Raw genomic sequence first — 20,390 nt, 5'->3', positions numbered from 1 at the left:
TTACCAACGGACTTCAAATTTCTTACGTAACCAGATGGCCAGACTGTTCAAGCTGATCATCATGGCCAGAAGTACAATAATTGCTGCTGCGGTACGCCCTTCAAAGAAGTTACGCAACTCATTGCCTTGCCATAAGAAAATCTGTACAGGTAAAGCCGTTGACTGATCAAATGGTGTGGCTGGAACGCTGGCAACAAAAGCACTCATCCCGATTAATAACAATGGTGCGGTTTCACCTAAAGCTTGTGCAACCCCGATAATTGCGCCTGTCAAAATACCCGGTAAAGCCAAAGGCAAGACGTGATGAAATACTGTCTGGATGCGGGAAGCACCGAGTCCTAAAGCTGCCTGACGAATCGAAGGTGGAACCGCTTTAAGTGATGCGCGTGTGGTGATGATCACAGTCGGTAAGGTCATCAGACTCAGCACCAGACCACCCACCAATGGTGCTGACAGTGGCAAATGCATCCAGCCAATGAAGATCGCTGCACCCAATAGACCGAAGACAATTGAGGGAACGGCTGCCAGGTTGTTGATATTGACTTCGACCACATCGGTAATCCAGTTTTTCGGTGCAAACTCTTCCAGATAGATCGCAGAGGCCACCCCGATTGGAATCGAGATAAAGATCACAATCATCATCATGAACAGCGAGCCCATGAAGGCACCTGCCAAGCCTGAAGTTGCTGGTGAGCTGCGCGAGTCAGGACTGGTGAAAATATTGGTATTGAAACTATTTTCAATCACACCAGAGGCTTTCATCTCGTCCGCCACCTGACGTACTTCAGGACTGAGCTGCTGCTGTTCATCTGGAAGATCACGGTCAATATTTCCTGCCAGCCAGACATCGACATTGGCATCAGCCAGAATTTTCACTTCCTTGCTTTGACCGACCAGACTCGGATCATTCATGACCATGTCTCGCAAGCGGTACGCCTCAGAACTGGTATATAAAGAACCCAGTTCATCACGCTGGCTTTCCAGCTTGCTGTCTTTGGCGATCATGCCATTGATAATCAGGGCATCCCAATCCACCATTCCGACTTCGGTCTGCCACGCGATAAAGCGATCTTCAAACTGTGCTGGAGATTCTCCTGCTGCTGGCTTCGGTTTTGGACCAATATCCACAATGGCTGGATCGAAATGAATCGGCAAACTCATGCTGCTTTGCCAGAATGCAGGCAAACCTTTGGATAAAATACTCCCGAACAGCAATACCACAAAGAACAGACCTGCCAGTACCGCAGAGAAACCAAATAAACGGAAGGTTTTTTCTTTACGATGACGTCGTGCCAAAGAGCTTTGAATGGTCTTCTTACGCTTTTTACGCAGCTCGGCGGCGATGGATGGATCAATACGCTGATCCACAGGCGTTGTATTTGAAGTACTCATTAGTCGTATTGCTCACGATATTTACGCACGATGATCAGTGCAACAATGTTCAAACCTAAGGTAATGACGAATAGCGTCAATCCTAGTGCAAAAGCCACCAATGCTTGCGGACTAGCAAAATCAGTATCGCCAGTTAACTGATTCACGATGGTAATCGTGACCGTAGATACGGCTTCAAGCGGATTGGCATGCAACTGCGGGCTGTTCCCGGCTGCAAGAACCACGATCATGGTTTCACCAATTGCACGCGACGCAGCCAAGAGGAATGCACCGATAATACCCGGCAAGGCTGCCGGTAAAACCACCTGACGGATCGTTTCAGATTTAGTCGCACCCAATCCCAAAGAACCATCACGTAAGGCACGCGGCACCTGAGTAATGATGTCATCTGACAGAGAAGATACGAACGGAATAATCATGATGCCCATGACCAGACCGGCGGTCAGCGCGCTGGTGGCATTAATTTCGAGTCCGACCAGAGCACCCATACTTTTAAGGAATGGACCGATGATCATCAAGGCAAAAACACCATAGACAATCGTAGGAATACCCGCCAGCACTTCAATCGTGGGTTTTGCCCAAGAGCGGAACCGCGGTGAAGCGTATTCTGCCAGATAGATCGCAATCATCAGGCCAACCGGAACTGCAACTAAGAGTGCGATCCCGCTGACCATGAGCGTGCCCCATAACAGTGGCAATAAACCATAACTGCCTTCAGCACTGCCAGAGGTGCTAAACCCCGGGTTCCATTGGGTACCAAAGAAGAAATCCAGTGGGCTGACGAAGCTGAAGAAGCGCATCGCCTCGCCAAACATCGACATCACAATCCCGAGAGTGGTCAGAATCGCCACACCAGAACACAATGCCAGGCCGATATTAATCATTTTTTCGACTTGGTTACGCGCACGGAATTCCTGGCTAATATGTTTCTTGGCCCAGACCAGACCGGCCAGTGCAGCCGAAATCACGACTGCCAATTTGGCAAAGGTACCAATGGTCGAGAATTTAGCCAACTGCTCCGCGGCTGCAACTTCATAGGCTGCCGGTGTATCACTAACCCCGAAACCTGAGGCAAGTGCCTGAACGCGATCAATCACAACACTCAGACTTGCCGGATCCAGACTAGCAGAAACATTTTCTGGCAAATGGTTGAGTACCACCTGCTCCAGAAAAGTGGGTTCCACCATGTTCCAAACAATCAAAATTAAAAACGCAGGGATACCACACCATAGTGCAACCAGGGCACCATAATATCCGGGACGCGAGTGTAAGTTTGCAGAATTGCTTCCCTTACCTGCTAAGCTACGGCTTTTACTTAATCCGATTTGATAGGCTATGGCCATGATGGCCAATAACACACCTATAAGTAGCAGATTCATGTATTCTCCACTGTTTTTTCAATTTTCATGGTTTGAAAAAACTTGTTTATCGCAAAAAGCCGATGGTAGGTTGACCCTACCACCAGCGTTTTCAAAATCATTTATTACTTCACAACAACCGCTTTACCAGCCTTGAAATTTGCCAGGACTGCCGCACGTTCTTTATCAGACATTGAAATCAGACCTGCTTTTTCCAGCTTAGAGCCTTTGCCAGATACTTTCTTGTTCAGGAAGTATTCTGTGAACTGCGGTAAGCCTTTGATCGATTTCAAGTGCTCGCCTTTCACATAGAAGAACAATGGACGTGATACCGGATAAGCACCATTCAAGATGGTCTTTTCAGAAGGCGCTACATTGTTCACTGTGGCAACACGTAGACGGTCACGGTTCTGATCATAGAAACCTAAACCAAACACACCTACCGCACTTGGAGAAGTTTTTAAACGTGCCAATGTTTCGGTATAGTCACCGGCAATCTCAACCACACGGCCATCTTTACGGAATGTTGTACAAGCTTTTTTCTTGGCATCTTTGTCTAAAGACTTAATTGCAGCGTATGTTTCACAACCTGCATCCACCATTTTCTCCTGGAAGACTTCGCGCGTACCATGATTCGATGCAGGAATTACCAGGGTGATTGGTTCATTTGGAAGTGCTTTGTCAATTTGGTTCCAACGCGTGTACGGGTTAGCGACCATTTTGCCATTTGATGGAAGTTGTGCAGCAAGTGCAGCGAAGACATGTTGTGGACGCAGTTTATAAGCTGCTTTGTTAGCATTCGATGCAAATACAATACCGTCATAACCAATTTTGATTTCTAGTACCTGGTTAACGCCATTCTTTTTACATTCTGCCAGTTCAGTACTTTTGATTTGACGCGAAGAGTTTGCGATATCAATGGTGTTATCACCCACGCCATTACAGAACTGCTTTAAACCACCTGAAGAACCGCCAGAACCGACAACTGGTGTTTTAAACTGAGGAAAAGTATTCCCGAATTCTTCCGCCACGATACTGGCATAAGGAAGTACAGTTGAAGAACCTGCAATTTGAATGGTGTCACGAGCTGCGTGTGCAGTCGTTACAGCAGTTGCCCCGGTTACTGCTAATGCTAAAGCTATATTTGTAAAGCGCATTCTAGTATCTCTCTCATTTATGCAAATTTGGAGTACACCACTTTTTATTCAGTTTTGTACTTCTTTCGATACCTGCATTTTGATTGTAGAATATGACAGATAAGTTACAGCTTTATTACGATTTAGTGATTTTTAATCTAGCGGTTTTTTCTTGATTAAATTTTTATGGATTTCAATGATTAAGTTCTTTTTGTCATTCACTTCAATAAAAATTTTAGACCAATGACATGTAACAATTTTTATAAACCTGAACTCAGGATAAATCCTGCTCCCCAGTTTTACATAAGCCTATGACAAATAAATAACAGGCCAAACGGGATTCAGACCTTCCGTGTTTTTGTGAGGAATTTCGATCTGGGAAAGGACCTTTTTTTATTTTTAAGCGCACAAAAAAGGAGATCATTTCGATCTCCTTTTTTTCACACCACCATCACTTATGCAATGGGTGGCGTATAAGTACCGTCAGCGATTGAATCTTTGATACGATCCGCTTCTGCAAGCACTAATGCCAGCAAGTTCTTCACGTTATCAAGCGTTGCAACCGGGCTTAAAGTAGTCATTTTCAGAGACTGAACCTGACCGACTTTCGTCACACCAATGTTCGCTTCACCACGCGCAAACAGTTCGTCTGCTACGTTTTGATTGAGCGTATCGAGTAATTCAACCGGATATCCCGCTGGAACCACACGGAACAAGACAGACGCGAATTGAGGCTCAAGCAGAAGCTCCAGACCATCAGTCGCTTTAATGTAGTCTGCCACATCACGGGTTAATTTCACGCCATGATCGATCATCGAACCATAAAGCTCTTCGCCCAGTGCTTCAACTGTCATCCACAATTTCAATGCATCAAAACGACGCGTGGTTTGTAGCGACTTAGACACCAGATTCGGAACGCCGTGTTCTTCATCATAAGCGGAGTTCAGATACTCTGCTTCATAATGCATGAAACGGTAATTCGCTTCATCTTTCAGCAGGAACGCGCCACAAGAAATGGTTTGGAAATAATGCTTATGGAAATCAAGCGTGATCGAATCCGACAGCTCAATCCCGTCCAGCATAGAACGATAGTCATTGGATAGAATCAGTGCACCACCCCATGCCGCATCGATGTGCATCCACGCGCCATATTTATTGGTGATTTCACGAATTGCTTTCAATGGATCAATCGCACCAGCATCCGTTGTACCCGCTGTTGCCACCACACATGCCACGATCTTGCCTTCAGACTGAAGATGCGCCATGGTTTTTTCCAGCGCGTCTACGTCCATCTGTGCATTTTCATTCACAGGTACAGTCACGACAGACTGGAAGCCCATGCCCATCATCGCCATGTTCTTTTGCACAGAGAAATGTGCATTTTCAGAACAGATGACTTTGACATTACGCATCGCATCCGCAGGAATACCATCGCGCTGAACCGACCACGGATTACCGTTTTCGTCTTTCCAGTTTTTCGCGATGCAAGCATCACGCGCCAGCAATACGCCCATCAAGTTAGACTGTGTACCACCAGAAGTGAATACACCGGCCTGACCTGCACCATAGCCCACTTTTTGACGTAACCAGTCAATCAGCTGAACTTCCATCAACGAACCGGCCGGGCTTTGATCCCATGAGTCCATTGACTGGTTGGTTGCGTTAATCAGCACTTCCGCGATCTGGCTAGTTACCATCGTTGGACAGTGAAGATGCGCAAGTGAGTGCGGATGATGAACTTTTAAGCTCTTGTTGAGAAATAGCTCAACCATACGCTCAAGAGATTTTTCTACACCCAAGCCTTCTTTTGAAGGGTTAAATGCAATCGCACTGCGCAGCTCGTTAATGCTGCCACCAGTGTACATTTTGTCGTTTTGCAACCATGCCGCAACCGCTTTGGTCGCTTGGTCCATGCCAGCCTGATAGTCAGCAATGGATGCAGCATCATTGCAGAGTAACGCTTTACGATGTTCTGCGAAATCTACCATGAATTATGCGCCTCGAACTGCAACTAGTGCTTCAGCAACCGATTTTTTGAAACGAGCAATCACTTCAACACATTCGTCTTGAGTAATGATCAACGGGCAAAGTAAACGAATCACTGTACCGTTACGACCACCTTTCTCAAGCAATAATTTATTGTTGAAACAAGCGGTTTGGATCGCTGCAGCCAACTGACCATCAGCAGGTAAAGAACCCATATGATCCGCATCTTTGCGCTCATCTACGATTTCAACGCCGATCATCAGACCACGGCCACGCACGTTACCGATACACGGGAATTCAGTAGCCAGTTTTTTAAGTTCAGCTTGCAGGAAATCACCACGCTCTTGTGCATTTTGAGCCAGGTTCTGTTCTTTAATGGTATTGATCGTTGCAAGACCTGTACCCATCGCCAATTGGTTACCACGGAAAGTACCGGTATGACCTGCTGGCTGCCAAGCATCAAACTTACGTTTAATACCAAGTACGGCAAGCGGTAAGCTACCACCTACGGCTTTAGACATCACTACAACATCAGGTTCGATACCTGCGTGTTCGAATGCAAACATTTTGCCTGAACGTGCAAAACCAGCCTGAACTTCATCAAGAATCAACACGATATTGTGTTTTTCAGTCACTTCGCGGATTTTTTGCAACCATTTTACTGGCGCAGTCACCACACCGCCTTCACCTTGAATCGCTTCAAGAATCACAGCTGCAGGTTTGGTCACGCCGCTTTCTACATCTTCAATGAAGTTTTCAAAGTAGTAAGTCAGGGCATCAACACCGGCTTCACCACCAAGACCCAATGGGCAACGGTATTCATGCGGATACGGCATGAACTGTACACCCGGCATCAAACCGTTCACTGCATTTTTCGCAGACAGGTTACCTGTCATTGCCAATGCACCGTGAGTCATACCATGGTAGCCGCCAGAAAAGCTGATCACTGAGCTACGACCGGTAAAGGTTTTCGCCAGTTTAATCGCGGCTTCAGTTGCATCTGCACCGGATGGACCACAGAACTGCAAGCAGTACTCTTCTTGGCCACCTGGAAGATAAGAAAGAAGTGCTTCAGTAAAAGCATCTTTTAAAGGAGTAGTAAGATCCAGGGTATGCAATGGTAAACCGCTTGCAATTGTATCCTGGATACTTTGAATGACTGCAGGATGATTATGGCCTAAAGCCAACGTCCCTGCCCCAGCTAAACAATCAAGGTACTCAGTACCTTCAACATCGGTAACCCAGCAACCTTGTGCTTTCGCTATCGCTAACGGTAATTTACGTGGATAACTACGCACATTCGATTCCATCTGACTTTGGCGAGTCAAGTAGTATTCGTTTGTGGAATTGGTGGCAGGGTTTACAGAAGTAACGCTCATATCGAATTACCATCTCTGATATGGGTGAAAGAAATAAGTCTGGTGACGTTTGGTCCTTTGACTCGGCGCTTTATAAAGGTTCTAGCTAGCAGTTTTGTATTCGAATAACTAGGAGGCGGATGATACCGAATTTTTCAGGAAAATAAACAACTTTCAGTCACATTTTGTCCTAATCTTTATCGAAAAAAAACATCATGCTAATCCATCCCCTAAATCATCATCTTACAGTGTGACAGCAGAAAGAAAAGCGTGTTCTTTTATGGTTTTTTGTAGCGCAGGCGGCATTCAGGTAACCAATCTTAAAATTATTCATTAAGTATTTAATTATTAAAAATAAATATAAATTAAATAATGAGATAAAATTAAAGAGAATTTAACACTCTTACGACAAATATTTCGTAAAAAGATCACAATTGAGATTTAATATTTTAACAACGGCCTAGATGGCCAATTTTAAGAAAAACAGGACAATTTCATGCGTCTCTTAGCACTTACCAGTTTGATCCTTGCCAGCACCCTCGCCACAGGCGCATTTGCAGCTCCTGCTGAATCTCTGAATTATAATGTTGTTAATCTTTCAGCAGAGGCTAGCCGTGAAATCTCAAATGATGAAATGCATGCTGTGCTTTATATTGAAAAATCCAACAAACAACCAGCTGAACTGGCCACTCAAATTAACCAGCTGATGAATCAAGCAATTGCCACAGCACGCAAATATCCAACTGTGAAAATCGAGACTGGGGCACAAAGTACTTACCCTATTTATGACAATGACAACCGTAAATTAAAAGAATGGCGTGGTCGTGCCCAGATTCGTCTGGAATCAAAAGATTTTAAAGCGACATCTCAATTGATTGCTGAATTACAACAGCACTTCCAGACCCAGTCGATTAATTTCAAGGTATCTGACGAAAAGCGTAAAAAAGTTGAAAGCGAGCTGATGATTGAAGCCACCAAAAACTTCCAGCAACGCGCACAGGCACTCACCCAGACCTGGAACAAACCGAGTTATCAACTGGTGAACTTAAACCTGAATACTAACAATTATTCACCACAGCCAGTACCGCGTATGGCCATGATGAAATCTGCATCGGCTGATATGGCGGTTCCTGAGCAGGAAGTTGCAGCAGGCGAATCGCAAATGGCCGTCAGCGCGAATGGAGCGATTCAGTTTAAATAAGACCTCATTATATTATTCAGACTTTTAAGAACCACTCTTTTGAGTGGTTTTTTATCATGTGAATATTCTTTAAAAAGCGAGGCTACAAATTCATACAAACTCAAGTAGGAATTGAGGTTTGACCGGTTTAGAGTAACGGACATTTGTTCCAGTCCTCTCTGCTCATGTCCCTTGACCAACTGAATCTTTACCTGTTTCATATCTTAAATGTACCCGACCAAGCCTCAATCTGGATGATCAACTATGCCTCCCTGATTGCGCATGACCTGGTTTATCTCTTTTTGCTGATTTTTGCTATTGCTTGGTTCCGTGGTAGTTACCAAGTAAAAACAGGGATTATTAAAGCCTTCATCTTTACAGCTATTACATTATTGATGAGTGAAGTATTGTCTGCGGTACTCAATACCCCACGCCCGTTTGTGATGGATGTTGGTCGCACCCTGATTGAACATGCACCGACTGGTTCTTTTCCCAGCAACCATATGAGTATTTTTAGTGGGATTGCCTTCGCCTATTATTTTTCACCGCAGCGAGACTTGGGACGAATTCTAATCTGGACAGCTTGGCTGGTAGCGTGGTCGCGTGTTTATGTCGGTGTGCATTTTCCAATTGATATGCTGGGCGCATTCCTGATGGCAATAATAGTAAATTTAGCTGGCTTGCCGCTGTGGTGGAAATATGAGAATCAAATCATAAACTTTATTTTGGGTATTCATTATTGGTTATTTTCGCCTTTAATTCGAATGGGCTGGATTAAATAAATCTAATTAAAATGCCATAAAAAATCCCGCTCGAGAGCGGGACTTTTGAATCTCTAAACTTGAATCTGAATAATTTAGTAAATCGCCATATGATTGCGATGAATCATCTCTAAAGAACGTGCTTCACCCAAAACCTGATGAACTTTATCCGATGCCAGACCACGAACGATATCTGCTGAACGAGAACTAAAGTTGACACGACCAACTGCAATACGGTGACCTTGTGTATCGACACATTCCACCACATCACCGCGTTCGAAATGACCCTCAACCGCTTTCACCCCTACAGGCAATAAACTGCGATGATTGTCTTTAATGGCTTTTACTGCACCATCATCAATCACTAAACGACCTGCGGTTTGCAAGTGAGCAGCCAACCATTGCTGATGCGCTGTCATCCGGTCTTTGTCAGTGACAAACAAGGTACCTAACAATTCGCCAGACATTAGACGTGATAGAACACCATCACTATCACCACTTGCAATTAAGGTCGGACAGCCCGACTTTGCCGCCAGACGGGCTGCACGAACTTTGGTCAGCATGCCACCACGACCAAATTTACCGCCTCCACCGGCCATATCAAACAGACTTTCATCCATCGCACGTACGGTATGGAACAGTTTGGCATCTGGATTAGACCGTGGGTCTGAGTCAAACATCCCTTCCTGATCCGTTAAGATAATCAGAAGGTCTGCATGAACCTGACCTGCGACCATGGCCGCAAGCGTGTCGTTGTCACCAAAGCGAATTTCGTCAGTCGAAACCGTGTCATTTTCATTGATCACCGGAATCACGCGCCAATCAATCAGGTTCTGCAAGGCATCACATGAGTTGAGGTAGCGACGACGATCTGCCAGATCATCATGGGTTAACAATACTTGCGCAGTTCGAATCTGATGCTTCTCAAGTACGCTTGACCAAGTATGAATCAGGCCCATCTGACCGATGGCAGCACAAGCCTGAAGACTGGGTAGATCGGTGGGTCGATTCTCAAGTTTCATTCGAACCATACCTTCAGCCACAGCACCGGAAGACACCAGAATAATCTCGTGTCCTGCATTGTGTAGATCTGCGATTTGTCCCGCCCAATGCGAGATAGCATCTAAATCTAAACCTTGTCCGTTTGCTGTGAGTAAAGATGATCCGATTTTAACAACGATTCGTTTACAACCCTTGAGCTGACGTTGCCCATCTACCACTTCTATCATCTTGTCCTCAGACTCTTCTCTCAGAGATTAGCGTACGTAGTACACTTCCACATCACTATCATCATCGCCATCTTCATCATCTTCGTCATCACCCAGAATACCGGCAAGACGTTGCTGACGACGCATCTCACGATACGCTTCTTTTGCAGCGATGGTTTGTTCACGTGTTTCAGCTTCAAGCTGATCACGGAATGCTTTCATTTCTGCTGCATATTCTTGATCTTCAGCTTCGCGTTCACGTTGCTCTTCGATCTGATCCATCAGGTAGTAAACTACGTCTTTGGTGCCTTCAGCAGTTAAGCCAGAAGTTTCAAAAACCGGGCCTTCCCACTGCAATTCTTCAAGAATATGGGTACACCATTCTTCACGTGTTTCTTCAGCCAACTGATCGACTTTGTTCAGTACCAATACGATCGGCAGTTTTGAAAGCGTTGGGGAGAAGTTTTCTAACTCTTTCATAATTGCTTTGGCATTATGTGCCGGATCTGAGCCATCAATCGGTTGTACGTCAACGATATGCAACAAGATACGGGTACGCGCCAAGTGCTTCAGGAAGCGAATCCCAAGACCTGCACCTTCAGATGCACCTTCGATCAGGCCGGGAATATCCGCCATCACGAATGAACGGTGACTGTCAGCATCGACCACACCCAGGTTTGGCACCATGGTAGTAAATGGATAATCTGCAACTTTTGGTTTTGCAGCCGATACTGCACGAATGAAGGTTGATTTACCCGCATTTGGCATACCCAGCAAGCCGACATCTGCCAGAACTTTAAGTTCTAGACGGATTTCACGGAATTCGCCTTTTTGACCATGCGTACACTTACGTGGTGAACGGTTGGTCGATGATTTAAAGTGGGTATTACCTAAACCACCATCACCGCCTGCTGCCACTTTCACGCGTTGACCGTCTTCGATCAAGTCGCCAATAATGTCACCAGACTCAACATCTACAATTGTTGTTCCTACCGGAACTTTTAGTACGGTATCTTCACCGCCACGACCAGCACAGTTCGCCCCACGGCCATTTTTTGCTCGTTCTGCACGATATTTACGTGTATAACGATAATCAACTAGCGTACTGGTGTCGTCGTCAGCCTGAATATAAATGCTGCCGCCACGACCACCATCACCACCATCTGGACCACCAAATGGCACGAATTTTTCACGGCGAAAACTGGCTACGCCATTGCCACCGTCGCCAGCCTCTACGGTAATGACTGCTTCATCAACAAAGCGCATATTGCCAATCCTCTAAAAACTTTAAAACCCCATATTCTGCCATATTTTAAAGAATTTCTCGAATAGAATTATGCAGCAATCCCATAAATCTTAGTTAGTCGTTTTCTCACCAAGTTTATTTGATCTATTCAAGGCATAGATTTGGAAAAAGAATACTTAAAAGATTGAAAAGAAGTGATAGGAAATGAAGCGTTTTTGCCCTAGTACCATTCCCTATTCTGGAAATTCTTTTTGTGAATTTCTTGATGATTTTTAAAATAATTTATAGAGGAGTAAATTTTCAAAAACCCTATTCACAAGAAAATATTCTTATGCGGATACCTTTTAAAATCTATATTTTATATCAACTAAGATAAGTCCAAATTTTTTATTTTCATAAACACTGCATTCCTGCCATTTAATAATAACTATTTAATAACACTTTGTTTATGCTCTAAAATATCTGGCAGGCTTTTTTCAATCCAGCCAATTAAATACATTATTTTTTCAGCCGCTTGTGAACCGGTAATCGTCAATTGATATTCCACTTTTGGCGGCACCACCGGATAAACCGTTCTCAAAATAAAACCATCCTGTTCAAGCATTTTTAAAGTCTGGGAGAGCATTTTTTCACTTACCCCCTCAATGCGTTGTTTCAGTTCACTGAAACGATGCACACCTTCACTTAAGCAACGCAAAACCAAGACCGACCATTTATTGGCAAGGTGTTCCAATATTTCACGTGATGGACATTCAGTTGATAAAACCTGCCCCAATAACGGGCTAATTGCATAATTTGTCATACTATTCTCACCATATTTTTATTACTTACTCATTTTAATATACTTACTCTTTGTAAGTTATCAGATTCATATTTCGCCAGCAAGCAGATTTATTAATTCTTATTAGATTAAAAAGTCTGCTTTAAATAAAAAAATCATAAAAAAAGAGCCTCAAATGAGGCTCTTTTTTTAGCTAAATACTAATTATGCATTAGTTTCAGCAGGAACTTTTGGATAGCTTACGCCACCCATTTGTTCAGCAATACGCAATACCTGGCAGCTATAACCCACTTCGTTATCGTACCAAACATAAGCAGTTAAACGGTTGCCTGAAGTGATCGTTGCTTGCGCGTCAAATACACCTGCAGTGCGTGAACCAATAAAGTCAGAAGATACCACTTCAGTCGAGTTGGTATAACCGATTTGACCTTGCAGGCTAGAACCGATTGAAATCTGACGAATGTATTCGTTCACTTCATCACGATCAACGTCTTGACCTAAAGTCAGGTTCAGAATCGCAAGAGATACGTTTGGTGTAGGTACACGTACAGAGTTACCTGTCAATTTACCTTGAAGAGCTGGAAGCGCTTTCGCTACTGCTTTCGCTGCACCAGTTTCAGTAATAACCATGTTCAATGTTGCAGCACGACCACGACGGTCAGCTTTATGGTAGTTGTCGATCAGGTTCTGGTCGTTCGTGAACGAGTGAACTGTTTCAACATGACCATTCAACACCGTGTATTTGTCATGTAATACTTTCAGTGTAGGTGTAATAGCGTTAGTCGTACAGCTTGCAGCAGAGATGATGGTATCTTCATCAAGGATATCCGCTTGGTTTACACCGTAAACTACGTTCTTCATGTCACCTTTACCAGGTGCAGTCAGAATCACACGAGCAGCGCCCGGGCATTTAAGGTGTTGAGCAAGACCTTCAGCATCACGCCATTTACCTGTGTTGTCGATCACAAGTGCATTGTTGATACCGTATGCAGTGTAGTCTACTTCAGAAGGATTAGAAGCATAAATCACTTTGATGAAGTTACCATTGGCAATGATTGCTTCGTTTTCTTCATCTACAGAAATTGTGCCTGCAAATGGACCGTGAATAGAGTCACGACGAAGTAAAGAAGCACGTTTTTCCAAATCACCATCCGATGATTTACGAACAACGATTGCTTTTAGGCTAAGACCACGACCCAGACCTGATTGACCAATCATCAAACGCGCCAAGATACGACCAATACGGCCGAAACCATAAAGAACCACATCTTTATGTTCTACAGCAGCAGCATTGCCTTTGATCGATTTAACAGCGTCCGCAACAAATGCATCGATGTCGCCGCCTTTTTCTTTAAATTCAACAGCAAGTTTACCCAGATCAACTTCAGCAGAACCGATGTTTTCAACTTTCACCAATGCTTCAAGAATTGGGAAAGTATCAACTACAGAAAGTTCAACATCCAGTACGCGAGTACGGCGGTGTGCTTTCAAAATCTGAATTACAGAACGGTTAATTAAAGAGCGACCATAAACTGTAGCTACAATATTTTTTTCACGATATAACTGGCCAACAAGGGCAATCATACGTTCCGCAAGTTCTTCACGGTTTTTCCAGCGACCTTGGTGTTCTGCATGGAGGGCAACAATAGTGTCTTTGCTCACAGATACGTCCTCTAATTAATTGTAAATCTAAGCATAAATTTCTAAACCCGACAATTGTAATGGAATTGGCCGCAAGTTTGAATCAAAAGCTCGTTAAGACGGGTAGTTTTTAACGTATATTCACTATAAATTTCAAAAATAGTTGTAATTAGCTGAATGATTTTGCATCCGAAAACTCTAAAGAGCACTATTTTTCAGTACCTGGCACAAATTTGTTAAATGTTGTTTATTCAAACAAATCTAAAGTTCAAAATTTAGCGTCCCACCCTGTTCAGACTGGATTCTACTCCCTGCTGAAAAATTCATGTCCAGACTCATGGAGGCATTGAAGTTTTCTACATCAAAATCATCATAAGTTTCGGGCAAATGAATGAGCAAAGGTAAACGGGTCAGGCCATTGTCCCCAGAGGGAAAAGCATAGTGGCGATCAACCTGCTGTAAATGCTGCAAACTTTCAAATTCCAGAAATACGCTACAGTTTTCATGTGTTCTTGGCACCTGAATAATTTCCAGAAACATACTACGCTTTAACTGCTGCAATTGATTGAGCGCGGTATCAATCGCCTCATCGAAATTATTTTTACGCCACAACTTTTTAAATACGGATTTTTTCTCTTCATCCACTTTTTGCCGCTGCAGTGTATTAATATATTTTTTCAGATCCCGGTATTGCTGTACATTTTCAGAAATCGTATTTTGAATATCCAGAACAGCCTGCTGTGAACGCTGATGCATGACTTGCCATTCATTACGGTGGGTAGGAATAAAGGTTTCCGCTTTACGCTTTTCCAGTAAACGGATAAAAGCCAGCAGTTTATATTCAAAATTCTGGATGTACTGATTAAACATGAAACCCGGCTGGGACTTGAAATCGCGGTAATAGGCCAGAATTTCTGTAAATATTTTATGGACATGCAGATACAGATAATCAAACTCTTCAAGATGCGACAAATGATCACGAATGGCATCCCGCATCGGCAAAAGCAATTCACGCGTCATAATTTCTTCAAACTGCTTCAGGTGACGTTGTGCCACCACATCGGCATTTTTCTCTACGACTTGAATGGGCTCAACCAGTAAAGGTAATAACTTCTGTTCAGACACCTGTTCCAGTGTATTTACAATGTCGATTACATCCAAATGAATCTGACTCTGTAAAGTCACCATTCGCTGCATTTGCGATTTCAGGGTTTCTACCACCACTTCATCCATGTCATCCTGCAGCTCCAGAATCAGGATATTCAGATAAACCTGATCTTCAAGTGCACCTTTTTCTTCAATCAGGAAACGACGAATAGAATACGGGTTTTGCTGCACATCCATCACCGGCGCAACAATAAATAGAAATTGCGAGGTACGGACAATATCAAAATGACGAATCTGCTGCTCTTTAATCAGGAAATAACGGAAAAGTGGATGCGTCATTTCTGCCGTCTGTTTTTTTAATAGCGGCTTATACCAATAACTCAACAATTGCTGCTTGATAAAAACTTCAATAATGAAGCATTTGATTTGCTGTTCGGTAAGCTGACGCACTCCTTCAACCGGCTGTAAGCGGAGACCACGAATAATCTCAGCAGCATTTAATAAAAATGTACGACGCAGTTCCAGCTTTTCACGCTGCATCTGAAAATTTTCATTGACGTCAATTTTATCGATTTGTTCAAGTACGTTTTCTAAGTAGTCCGCAATTTGCAAGCTATCATTCAAACCCTGCAAACTTTTCAGTGACAAGCCAAAGGTACTGGCATAGTAACGCATCCGGTCATTGAGAAATTTTTGGCTAAGACGTTCTACCGAATGTTGAGCCTGATAGCGGTATTGATCCATTTCCTGATCCCAAAGAATTTTCTTGGGCTTTAAAATTTGAAAATCAATACTTTCTTTTAATTCGGGTGAAACTTCTGCCAGAATAGTACGAAGCTCTCGCTCCCAATTTAAATCCAGACTTGGTTCCAGTTGTGATAAACGTGCACGTAACTGATATGGAATCGCAATCTGTGACATGTTTATCCCCTTAATATATCGAAAACATTATTTTAAACAAAATGGTAGATGATTTTAAAAATAATCAGGTCAATATTGTCTGACGAATATAATGCTTATGCAAACCACATTATTCATTATTTTTTCTGATTTTTTCTAGCTGTGCAGCTTTATTTGCCAGCTCATTTTTTTTCAGCTGCTGCTGTTTTAAATGCAATATTCCTTCCACAATCAACAGTAAAACAGCCAACCAGATTGGAATATAGGTCAGCCATTCACCTGATTCCACACGCTCACCCAGTGCCATCGAGGCAAAAGCAAGCAGTACCGGCTCCAGATAACTCAACAGCCCAAAGATGACAAAGGGTAAATATCGGCTAGCCAAAATATAGCTACCTAAACCGAGCGCACTTAAAAAGCCCAATCCAAGAACTGCCAGGATCAAATGAGAATGACTCAACATAAGCGACATAGAATCGCTATAGATAAAGCCCAAATAAAATGCCACAGGCAAAATCAGAAATAGATCCCACCAGAATCCACCAAGATGATCGGTCGCGAATTTACGCCGCATAAAGAAATAAAGTGGATAAGCTAAAGCGACATAGACCGTTTCCCATGCGATTGAACCGATCCGCCAGATTTCATGCCCTACCCCCAACATTGCCAGAGCAACGGCGACCATCTGGAAAGATGACAATTTTTCTTTATAAAGCACACAGCCGACCAGCACCATCACCAGAGGTAGCAGAAAATAACCGAGCGAGACTTCGAGGCCACGGCCATTGATAGGTCCCCATAGAAATAACCACAATTGCGTGGTACATAACAGTGAACTGATCAGCAACCAGATCAAGAATGAAGGCTGTTGCAACACCCGTTTAAAGATATTGCTAATATGTTTCAGATCACCCGACCACCACATAAAGGCTGTGAGGAATGGTAAAGTCGCCAGCATACGCCAAGCAAAAGTCTGTTCACTATCTAAAGGCTGTAAAAAAGGCGTAAATACATACAGCACTCCAAAAACCACAGAGGCCAAGACAGATAACGCGATGCCTTTATACATAGTTAAACTCTACTTTCATTCGCCGGCATTATAACGATTAGTACAATAGAAAGCTTGATGCTTCATCTATTTAAAATGTAGTTATCTCTCGATTTTAGATTGTCTTTCGACTCATAAAATAAAAAACCATGCCATAGCATGGTTCCCATTAAGACGATCTTTTTATCTTTGAGTTTGTTTAGTATGAATTACATCACTCAGGTCATAACCGACAGACTGTGCATATTGTAAATATTCATTTACCACATTTTTATCCAATTGAGGATCACGTGAGAGTATCCACATATATTTACGTTTTGGCTCACCGACCAGAACAGTTTGATAATTTTCATCCAGTTTTAAGACCCAATAATCGCCACGAGCGACCGGAATCCAACGAATAAAGTCTGGTAAGAAACTGACTTTTAACTTGGTATTCTGCGGTGGATTTTGCACAAATGCCTCGCCCAATGACTGGGTTTGTCCACCATCTTTTTTAATGCAGCGGTTATCCACCACGATATTGCCATTTTCATTTAAAGTATAGGTCGCTGTGACATCGCGATCACACTTGTTTTGAAAATACAAAGGTTTGCGTGCTACTTCGTACCATGTCCCCAAATAACGGTCCAGTTCAACTTTCTCAATGGTCGGTAATGGCTCGTCTTTCGCATAAGCCATAGTAGCGGCGCCCAAACCGAGAAGAACCGCGCTACCCACCGCAATTTTTGCCAGCTTTAATCCGGAACGTGAAGATTTTTGAGTTGTCATAAATATACCTATTGCATGTTCACAAAATATTTATTTAAAAATTTCTGTTCATACAATAGCTTTATCCAATTCCTAAATTTGTTACATTATGTTTGCTTTGTGATTGATTTTACGTCATTTAAATAAGATTTAATGCAACAACAATCAATCAAACATCTGGGCTTTTAAACGCACAATTTCATCACGCATACGCGCAGCCTGCTCAAACTGAAGCTCTTTGGAAGCTTTCAGCATTTCCTTTTCAAGCTTGTTAATGTGTTTCGCAAACATTTTCGGATCTGCCATGATATGCCGCTCATCTGCACTGATCGCACGTGCCTGATCCGAGGGTTTCAATTCAATTGAATCATCATCCAATACTTCACCGGTATCAATTTCCTTGATCACCTGACGCACTGCACTCCGCGGGGTAATGCCATGTTCTTCATTAAACTGAATCTGCTTGGCACGACGACGGTCCGTCTCATCAATGGCTTTCTGCATCGAATCAGTGATTCGGTCTGCATACAGAATCGCCTTACCTTTCAGGTTACGTGCAGCGCGGCCAATGGTCTGAATGAGAGAGCGCTCGGAACGCAGGAAACCTTCTTTATCCGCATCCAGAATAGCGACCAGTGACACTTCCGGCATATCCAGCCCTTCACGCAGCAGGTTGATCCCGACCAGTACATCATGCACCCCGGTACGCAGTTCATGAATGATTTTGACCCGCTCAACCGTATCGATATCCGAGTGTAAATAAGCGACCTTAATCCCGTATTCTTTCAAATAAGAGGTTAAGTCTTCAGCCATGCGCTTAGTCAAGGTCGTAACCAGCACCCGCTCATTAATGTCTTTACGTAGATTAATTTCTGAAAGCACATCATCGACCTGCGTCAGAACTGGACGAATTTCAATTTCCGGATCGATCAGACCAGTCGGACGTACCACCTGCTCGACAATCTGCTGGGACTTTTCCAGCTCGTAACGTGCGGGCGTTGCGCTGACATAAACGGTCGTCGGCACAATATGTTCCCATTCCTCAAATTTCATCGGCCGGTTATCCAGCGCGCTTGGCAAACGGAATCCGTAATTCACCAGATTTTCTTTACGCGAACGGTCGCCCTTATACATGGCACCAATCTGCGGCACCGTCACATGCGACTCATCAATAATCAGCAAGGCATCATCCGGAATATAATCGAACAAGGTCGGCGGCGCTTCACCCGCAGGACGGCCCGACAAATGCCGAGAATAGTTTTCAATGCCGTTGGTATAACCCAACTGCTGCATCATTTCCAGATCATAGCGTGTACGCTGCTCGATGCGCTGGGCTTCCAGCAGTTTGTCATTTTCCCGGAAGAACACCAGGCGCTCTTTAAGTTCTTCCCGAATGGTTTCGATGGCACGGGACAAATTGTCTTTCGGCGTAACATAATGGCTTTTAGGATAAATGGTTACGCGAGGTACTTTACGAACCATTTTCCCTGTCAGCGGATCAAACCAGCGAATAGAGTCAACTTCATCATCAAACAGTTCAATCCGGATGGCATCCTGATCCGATTCAGCCGGAAAAATATCAATAATTTCACCGCGAATACGATAAGTACCACGCAGAAATTCCAGTTCGTTACGCGAATACTGCATCTCGACCAGACGGCGAATAATATCATCACGGCCAATGCGGTCACCCTCCACCACATGCAGCAACATGCTCATATAGGCATTTGGATCACCCAAACCATAAATCGCAGATACCGATGCGACAATAATCGCATCACGTCGCTCTAGGAGTGAACGGGTTGCAGAAAGGCGCATCTGGTCAATATGGTCATTAATTGCAGCATCTTTCTCGATAAAAGTATCTGAAGAGGGTACATAGGCTTCCGGCTGATAATAATCATAATAACTGACAAAATATTCGACGGCATTATTGGGGAAAAATGCTTTAAATTCGCCGTAGAGCTGCGCAGCCAAAGTTTTGTTATGTGCCATGACAATGGTCGGACGCTGTGTCTGTGCAATGACATTGGCCATAGTATAGGTTTTACCAGACCCAGTAACCCCCAGTAAAAGCTGATCATGAAAACCCTGTTCAATGCCTTTGACAAGTTTTTCAATGGCCTGTGGCTGATCGCCTGCTGGTTGATAACTGGTCACTAATTCAAAGGGTTTTTTATCACTCATAGCTTTCGCTGACTTCGCTGCGGATATAGATTTGATTTATTATGAGGGTAAATTGGAATTACTCAATCCCTGCTTAGGTTTCTGTTTGGTAAAATAAAACAATATTAGTATTCATTATTTGTTAGCGCTTGACTCATTCTCTAGTTTGAAAAATCATCAATAAAATATACAGTTACAAAGCGAATAAATACATAAAAAACCAAGCATTTTCAGCCAGCAGCTTTATTTGTGCATACTCGGCATCATGTTTTGCCTTATGGGTGAAATATTACTCTCTCTGTTTGGATATCGCTGCAGAATAATGCCTTGACCCCTATGCATTTCACGGGCAACATGAAGATCAGGATGGCC

Annotated in this window: 15 protein-coding genes; 2 read left to right on the top strand and 13 right to left on the bottom strand. The window is 43.5% G+C overall.

All coding sequences use genetic code 11. From position 1 onward, the window contains the following. The 5 genes from pstA to FTT86_RS01045 all read right to left on the bottom strand — a co-directional run bounded on the left by pstA (position 1) and on the right by FTT86_RS01045 (position 7,251). A complete protein-coding gene (pstA, locus tag FTT86_RS01065; RefSeq protein WP_004646526.1) occupies positions 1-1,392 on the bottom strand; it encodes a phosphate ABC transporter permease PstA in 1,392 nt (463 codons plus the stop codon). After that, positions 1,392-2,771, bottom strand: coding sequence for a phosphate ABC transporter permease subunit PstC (gene pstC, locus FTT86_RS01060; RefSeq protein WP_005107378.1), 1,380 nt, complete (start codon positions 2,769-2,771; stop codon positions 1,392-1,394). The genes pstA and pstC overlap by 1 nt, the downstream gene beginning before the upstream one ends. A gap of 104 nt (positions 2,772-2,875) precedes the next feature. Then, positions 2,876-3,907: a substrate-binding domain-containing protein gene (locus tag FTT86_RS01055; protein WP_004279710.1), complete on the bottom strand. Its 1,032-nt coding sequence runs from the start codon at positions 3,905-3,907 to the stop codon at positions 2,876-2,878. Between the two features lie 434 nt (positions 3,908-4,341). Further along, a complete protein-coding gene (locus FTT86_RS01050; protein ID WP_004279709.1) occupies positions 4,342-5,874 on the bottom strand; it encodes an aspartate aminotransferase family protein in 1,533 nt (510 codons plus the stop codon). A gap of 3 nt (positions 5,875-5,877) precedes the next feature. Then, a complete protein-coding gene (locus FTT86_RS01045) occupies positions 5,878-7,251 on the bottom strand; it encodes a diaminobutyrate--2-oxoglutarate transaminase (RefSeq protein ID WP_004279708.1) in 1,374 nt (457 codons plus the stop codon). Between the two features lie 475 nt (positions 7,252-7,726). On the opposite strand from FTT86_RS01045, the gene FTT86_RS01040 reads away from it, so the two are divergent. Further along, positions 7,727-8,431, top strand: coding sequence for an SIMPL domain-containing protein (locus FTT86_RS01040; RefSeq protein WP_004279706.1), 705 nt, complete (start codon positions 7,727-7,729; stop codon positions 8,429-8,431). A 164-nt stretch (positions 8,432-8,595) separates the two neighbouring features. Next, positions 8,596-9,192 (top strand): phosphatase PAP2 family protein, encoded by a 597-nt coding sequence (locus FTT86_RS01035; protein ID WP_071851911.1) that lies wholly within the window; start codon positions 8,596-8,598, stop codon positions 9,190-9,192. Positions 9,193-9,266: 74 nt separating this feature from the next. On the opposite strand, the gene proB is transcribed toward FTT86_RS01035, so the two are convergent. The 8 genes from proB to uvrB all read right to left on the bottom strand — a co-directional run bounded on the left by proB (position 9,267) and on the right by uvrB (position 20,039). After that, positions 9,267-10,400: a glutamate 5-kinase gene (gene proB, locus FTT86_RS01030; RefSeq protein ID WP_004279682.1), complete on the bottom strand. Its 1,134-nt coding sequence runs from the start codon at positions 10,398-10,400 to the stop codon at positions 9,267-9,269. Between the two features lie 27 nt (positions 10,401-10,427). Beyond that, positions 10,428-11,645 (bottom strand): Obg family GTPase CgtA, encoded by a 1,218-nt coding sequence (gene cgtA / locus FTT86_RS01025; protein WP_004646519.1) that lies wholly within the window; start codon positions 11,643-11,645, stop codon positions 10,428-10,430. Positions 11,646-12,052: 407 nt separating this feature from the next. Further along, complete coding sequence (locus tag FTT86_RS01020; protein ID WP_071851909.1) at positions 12,053-12,427, bottom strand: helix-turn-helix domain-containing protein; 375 nt, start codon at positions 12,425-12,427, stop codon at positions 12,053-12,055. A gap of 183 nt (positions 12,428-12,610) precedes the next feature. Then, on the bottom strand, positions 12,611-14,068 hold the full coding sequence (locus FTT86_RS01015; RefSeq protein ID WP_071851907.1) for a glyceraldehyde-3-phosphate dehydrogenase: 1,458 nt from the start codon (positions 14,066-14,068) through the stop codon (positions 12,611-12,613). 240 nt (positions 14,069-14,308) lie between these two features. After that, positions 14,309-16,075, bottom strand: coding sequence for a hypothetical protein (locus FTT86_RS01010; protein ID WP_180180406.1), 1,767 nt, complete (start codon positions 16,073-16,075; stop codon positions 14,309-14,311). Positions 16,076-16,184: 109 nt separating this feature from the next. After that, positions 16,185-17,123, bottom strand: coding sequence for an EamA family transporter RarD (rarD, locus tag FTT86_RS01005; RefSeq protein ID WP_004730115.1), 939 nt, complete (start codon positions 17,121-17,123; stop codon positions 16,185-16,187). 162 nt (positions 17,124-17,285) lie between these two features. Then, positions 17,286-17,873: a lipocalin family protein gene (locus FTT86_RS01000; RefSeq protein ID WP_180180405.1), complete on the bottom strand. Its 588-nt coding sequence runs from the start codon at positions 17,871-17,873 to the stop codon at positions 17,286-17,288. A gap of 144 nt (positions 17,874-18,017) precedes the next feature. Continuing rightward, entirely contained in the window at positions 18,018-20,039 is a 2,022-nt protein-coding gene (uvrB, locus tag FTT86_RS00995) for an excinuclease ABC subunit UvrB (protein ID WP_180180404.1), read from the bottom strand. Between the last annotated feature and the right edge of the window lie 351 nt (positions 20,040-20,390).

The sequence above is a fragment of the Acinetobacter sp. YH01021 genome (genome assembly GCF_013420255.1).
Taxonomy (GTDB): domain Bacteria; phylum Pseudomonadota; class Gammaproteobacteria; order Pseudomonadales; family Moraxellaceae; genus Acinetobacter.
Note: the sequence above shows the minus strand (reverse complement) of the source record. Positions and strands in the feature narration are given on the sequence as shown.

Coding starts and splice junctions, on each gene's coding strand:
- pstA (WP_004646526.1), bottom strand. CDS start 1,392: ATGAGTACTTCAAATACAACGCCTGTGGATCAGCGTATTGATCCATCC.
- pstC (WP_005107378.1), bottom strand. CDS start 2,771: ATGAATCTGCTACTTATAGGTGTGTTATTGGCCATCATGGCCATAGCC.
- FTT86_RS01055 (WP_004279710.1), bottom strand. CDS start 3,907: ATGCGCTTTACAAATATAGCTTTAGCATTAGCAGTAACCGGGGCAACT.
- FTT86_RS01050 (WP_004279709.1), bottom strand. CDS start 5,874: ATGGTAGATTTCGCAGAACATCGTAAAGCGTTACTCTGCAATGATGCT.
- FTT86_RS01045 (WP_004279708.1), bottom strand. CDS start 7,251: ATGAGCGTTACTTCTGTAAACCCTGCCACCAATTCCACAAACGAATAC.
- FTT86_RS01040 (WP_004279706.1), top strand. CDS start 7,727: ATGCGTCTCTTAGCACTTACCAGTTTGATCCTTGCCAGCACCCTCGCC.
- FTT86_RS01035 (WP_071851911.1), top strand. CDS start 8,596: ATGTCCCTTGACCAACTGAATCTTTACCTGTTTCATATCTTAAATGTA.
- proB (WP_004279682.1), bottom strand. CDS start 10,400: ATGATAGAAGTGGTAGATGGGCAACGTCAGCTCAAGGGTTGTAAACGA.
- cgtA (WP_004646519.1), bottom strand. CDS start 11,645: ATGCGCTTTGTTGATGAAGCAGTCATTACCGTAGAGGCTGGCGACGGT.
- FTT86_RS01020 (WP_071851909.1), bottom strand. CDS start 12,427: ATGACAAATTATGCAATTAGCCCGTTATTGGGGCAGGTTTTATCAACT.
- FTT86_RS01010 (WP_180180406.1), bottom strand. CDS start 16,075: ATGTCACAGATTGCGATTCCATATCAGTTACGTGCACGTTTATCACAA.
- rarD (WP_004730115.1), bottom strand. CDS start 17,123: ATGTATAAAGGCATCGCGTTATCTGTCTTGGCCTCTGTGGTTTTTGGA.
- FTT86_RS01000 (WP_180180405.1), bottom strand. CDS start 17,873: ATGACAACTCAAAAATCTTCACGTTCCGGATTAAAGCTGGCAAAAATT.
- uvrB (WP_180180404.1), bottom strand. CDS start 20,039: ATGAGTGATAAAAAACCCTTTGAATTAGTGACCAGTTATCAACCAGCA.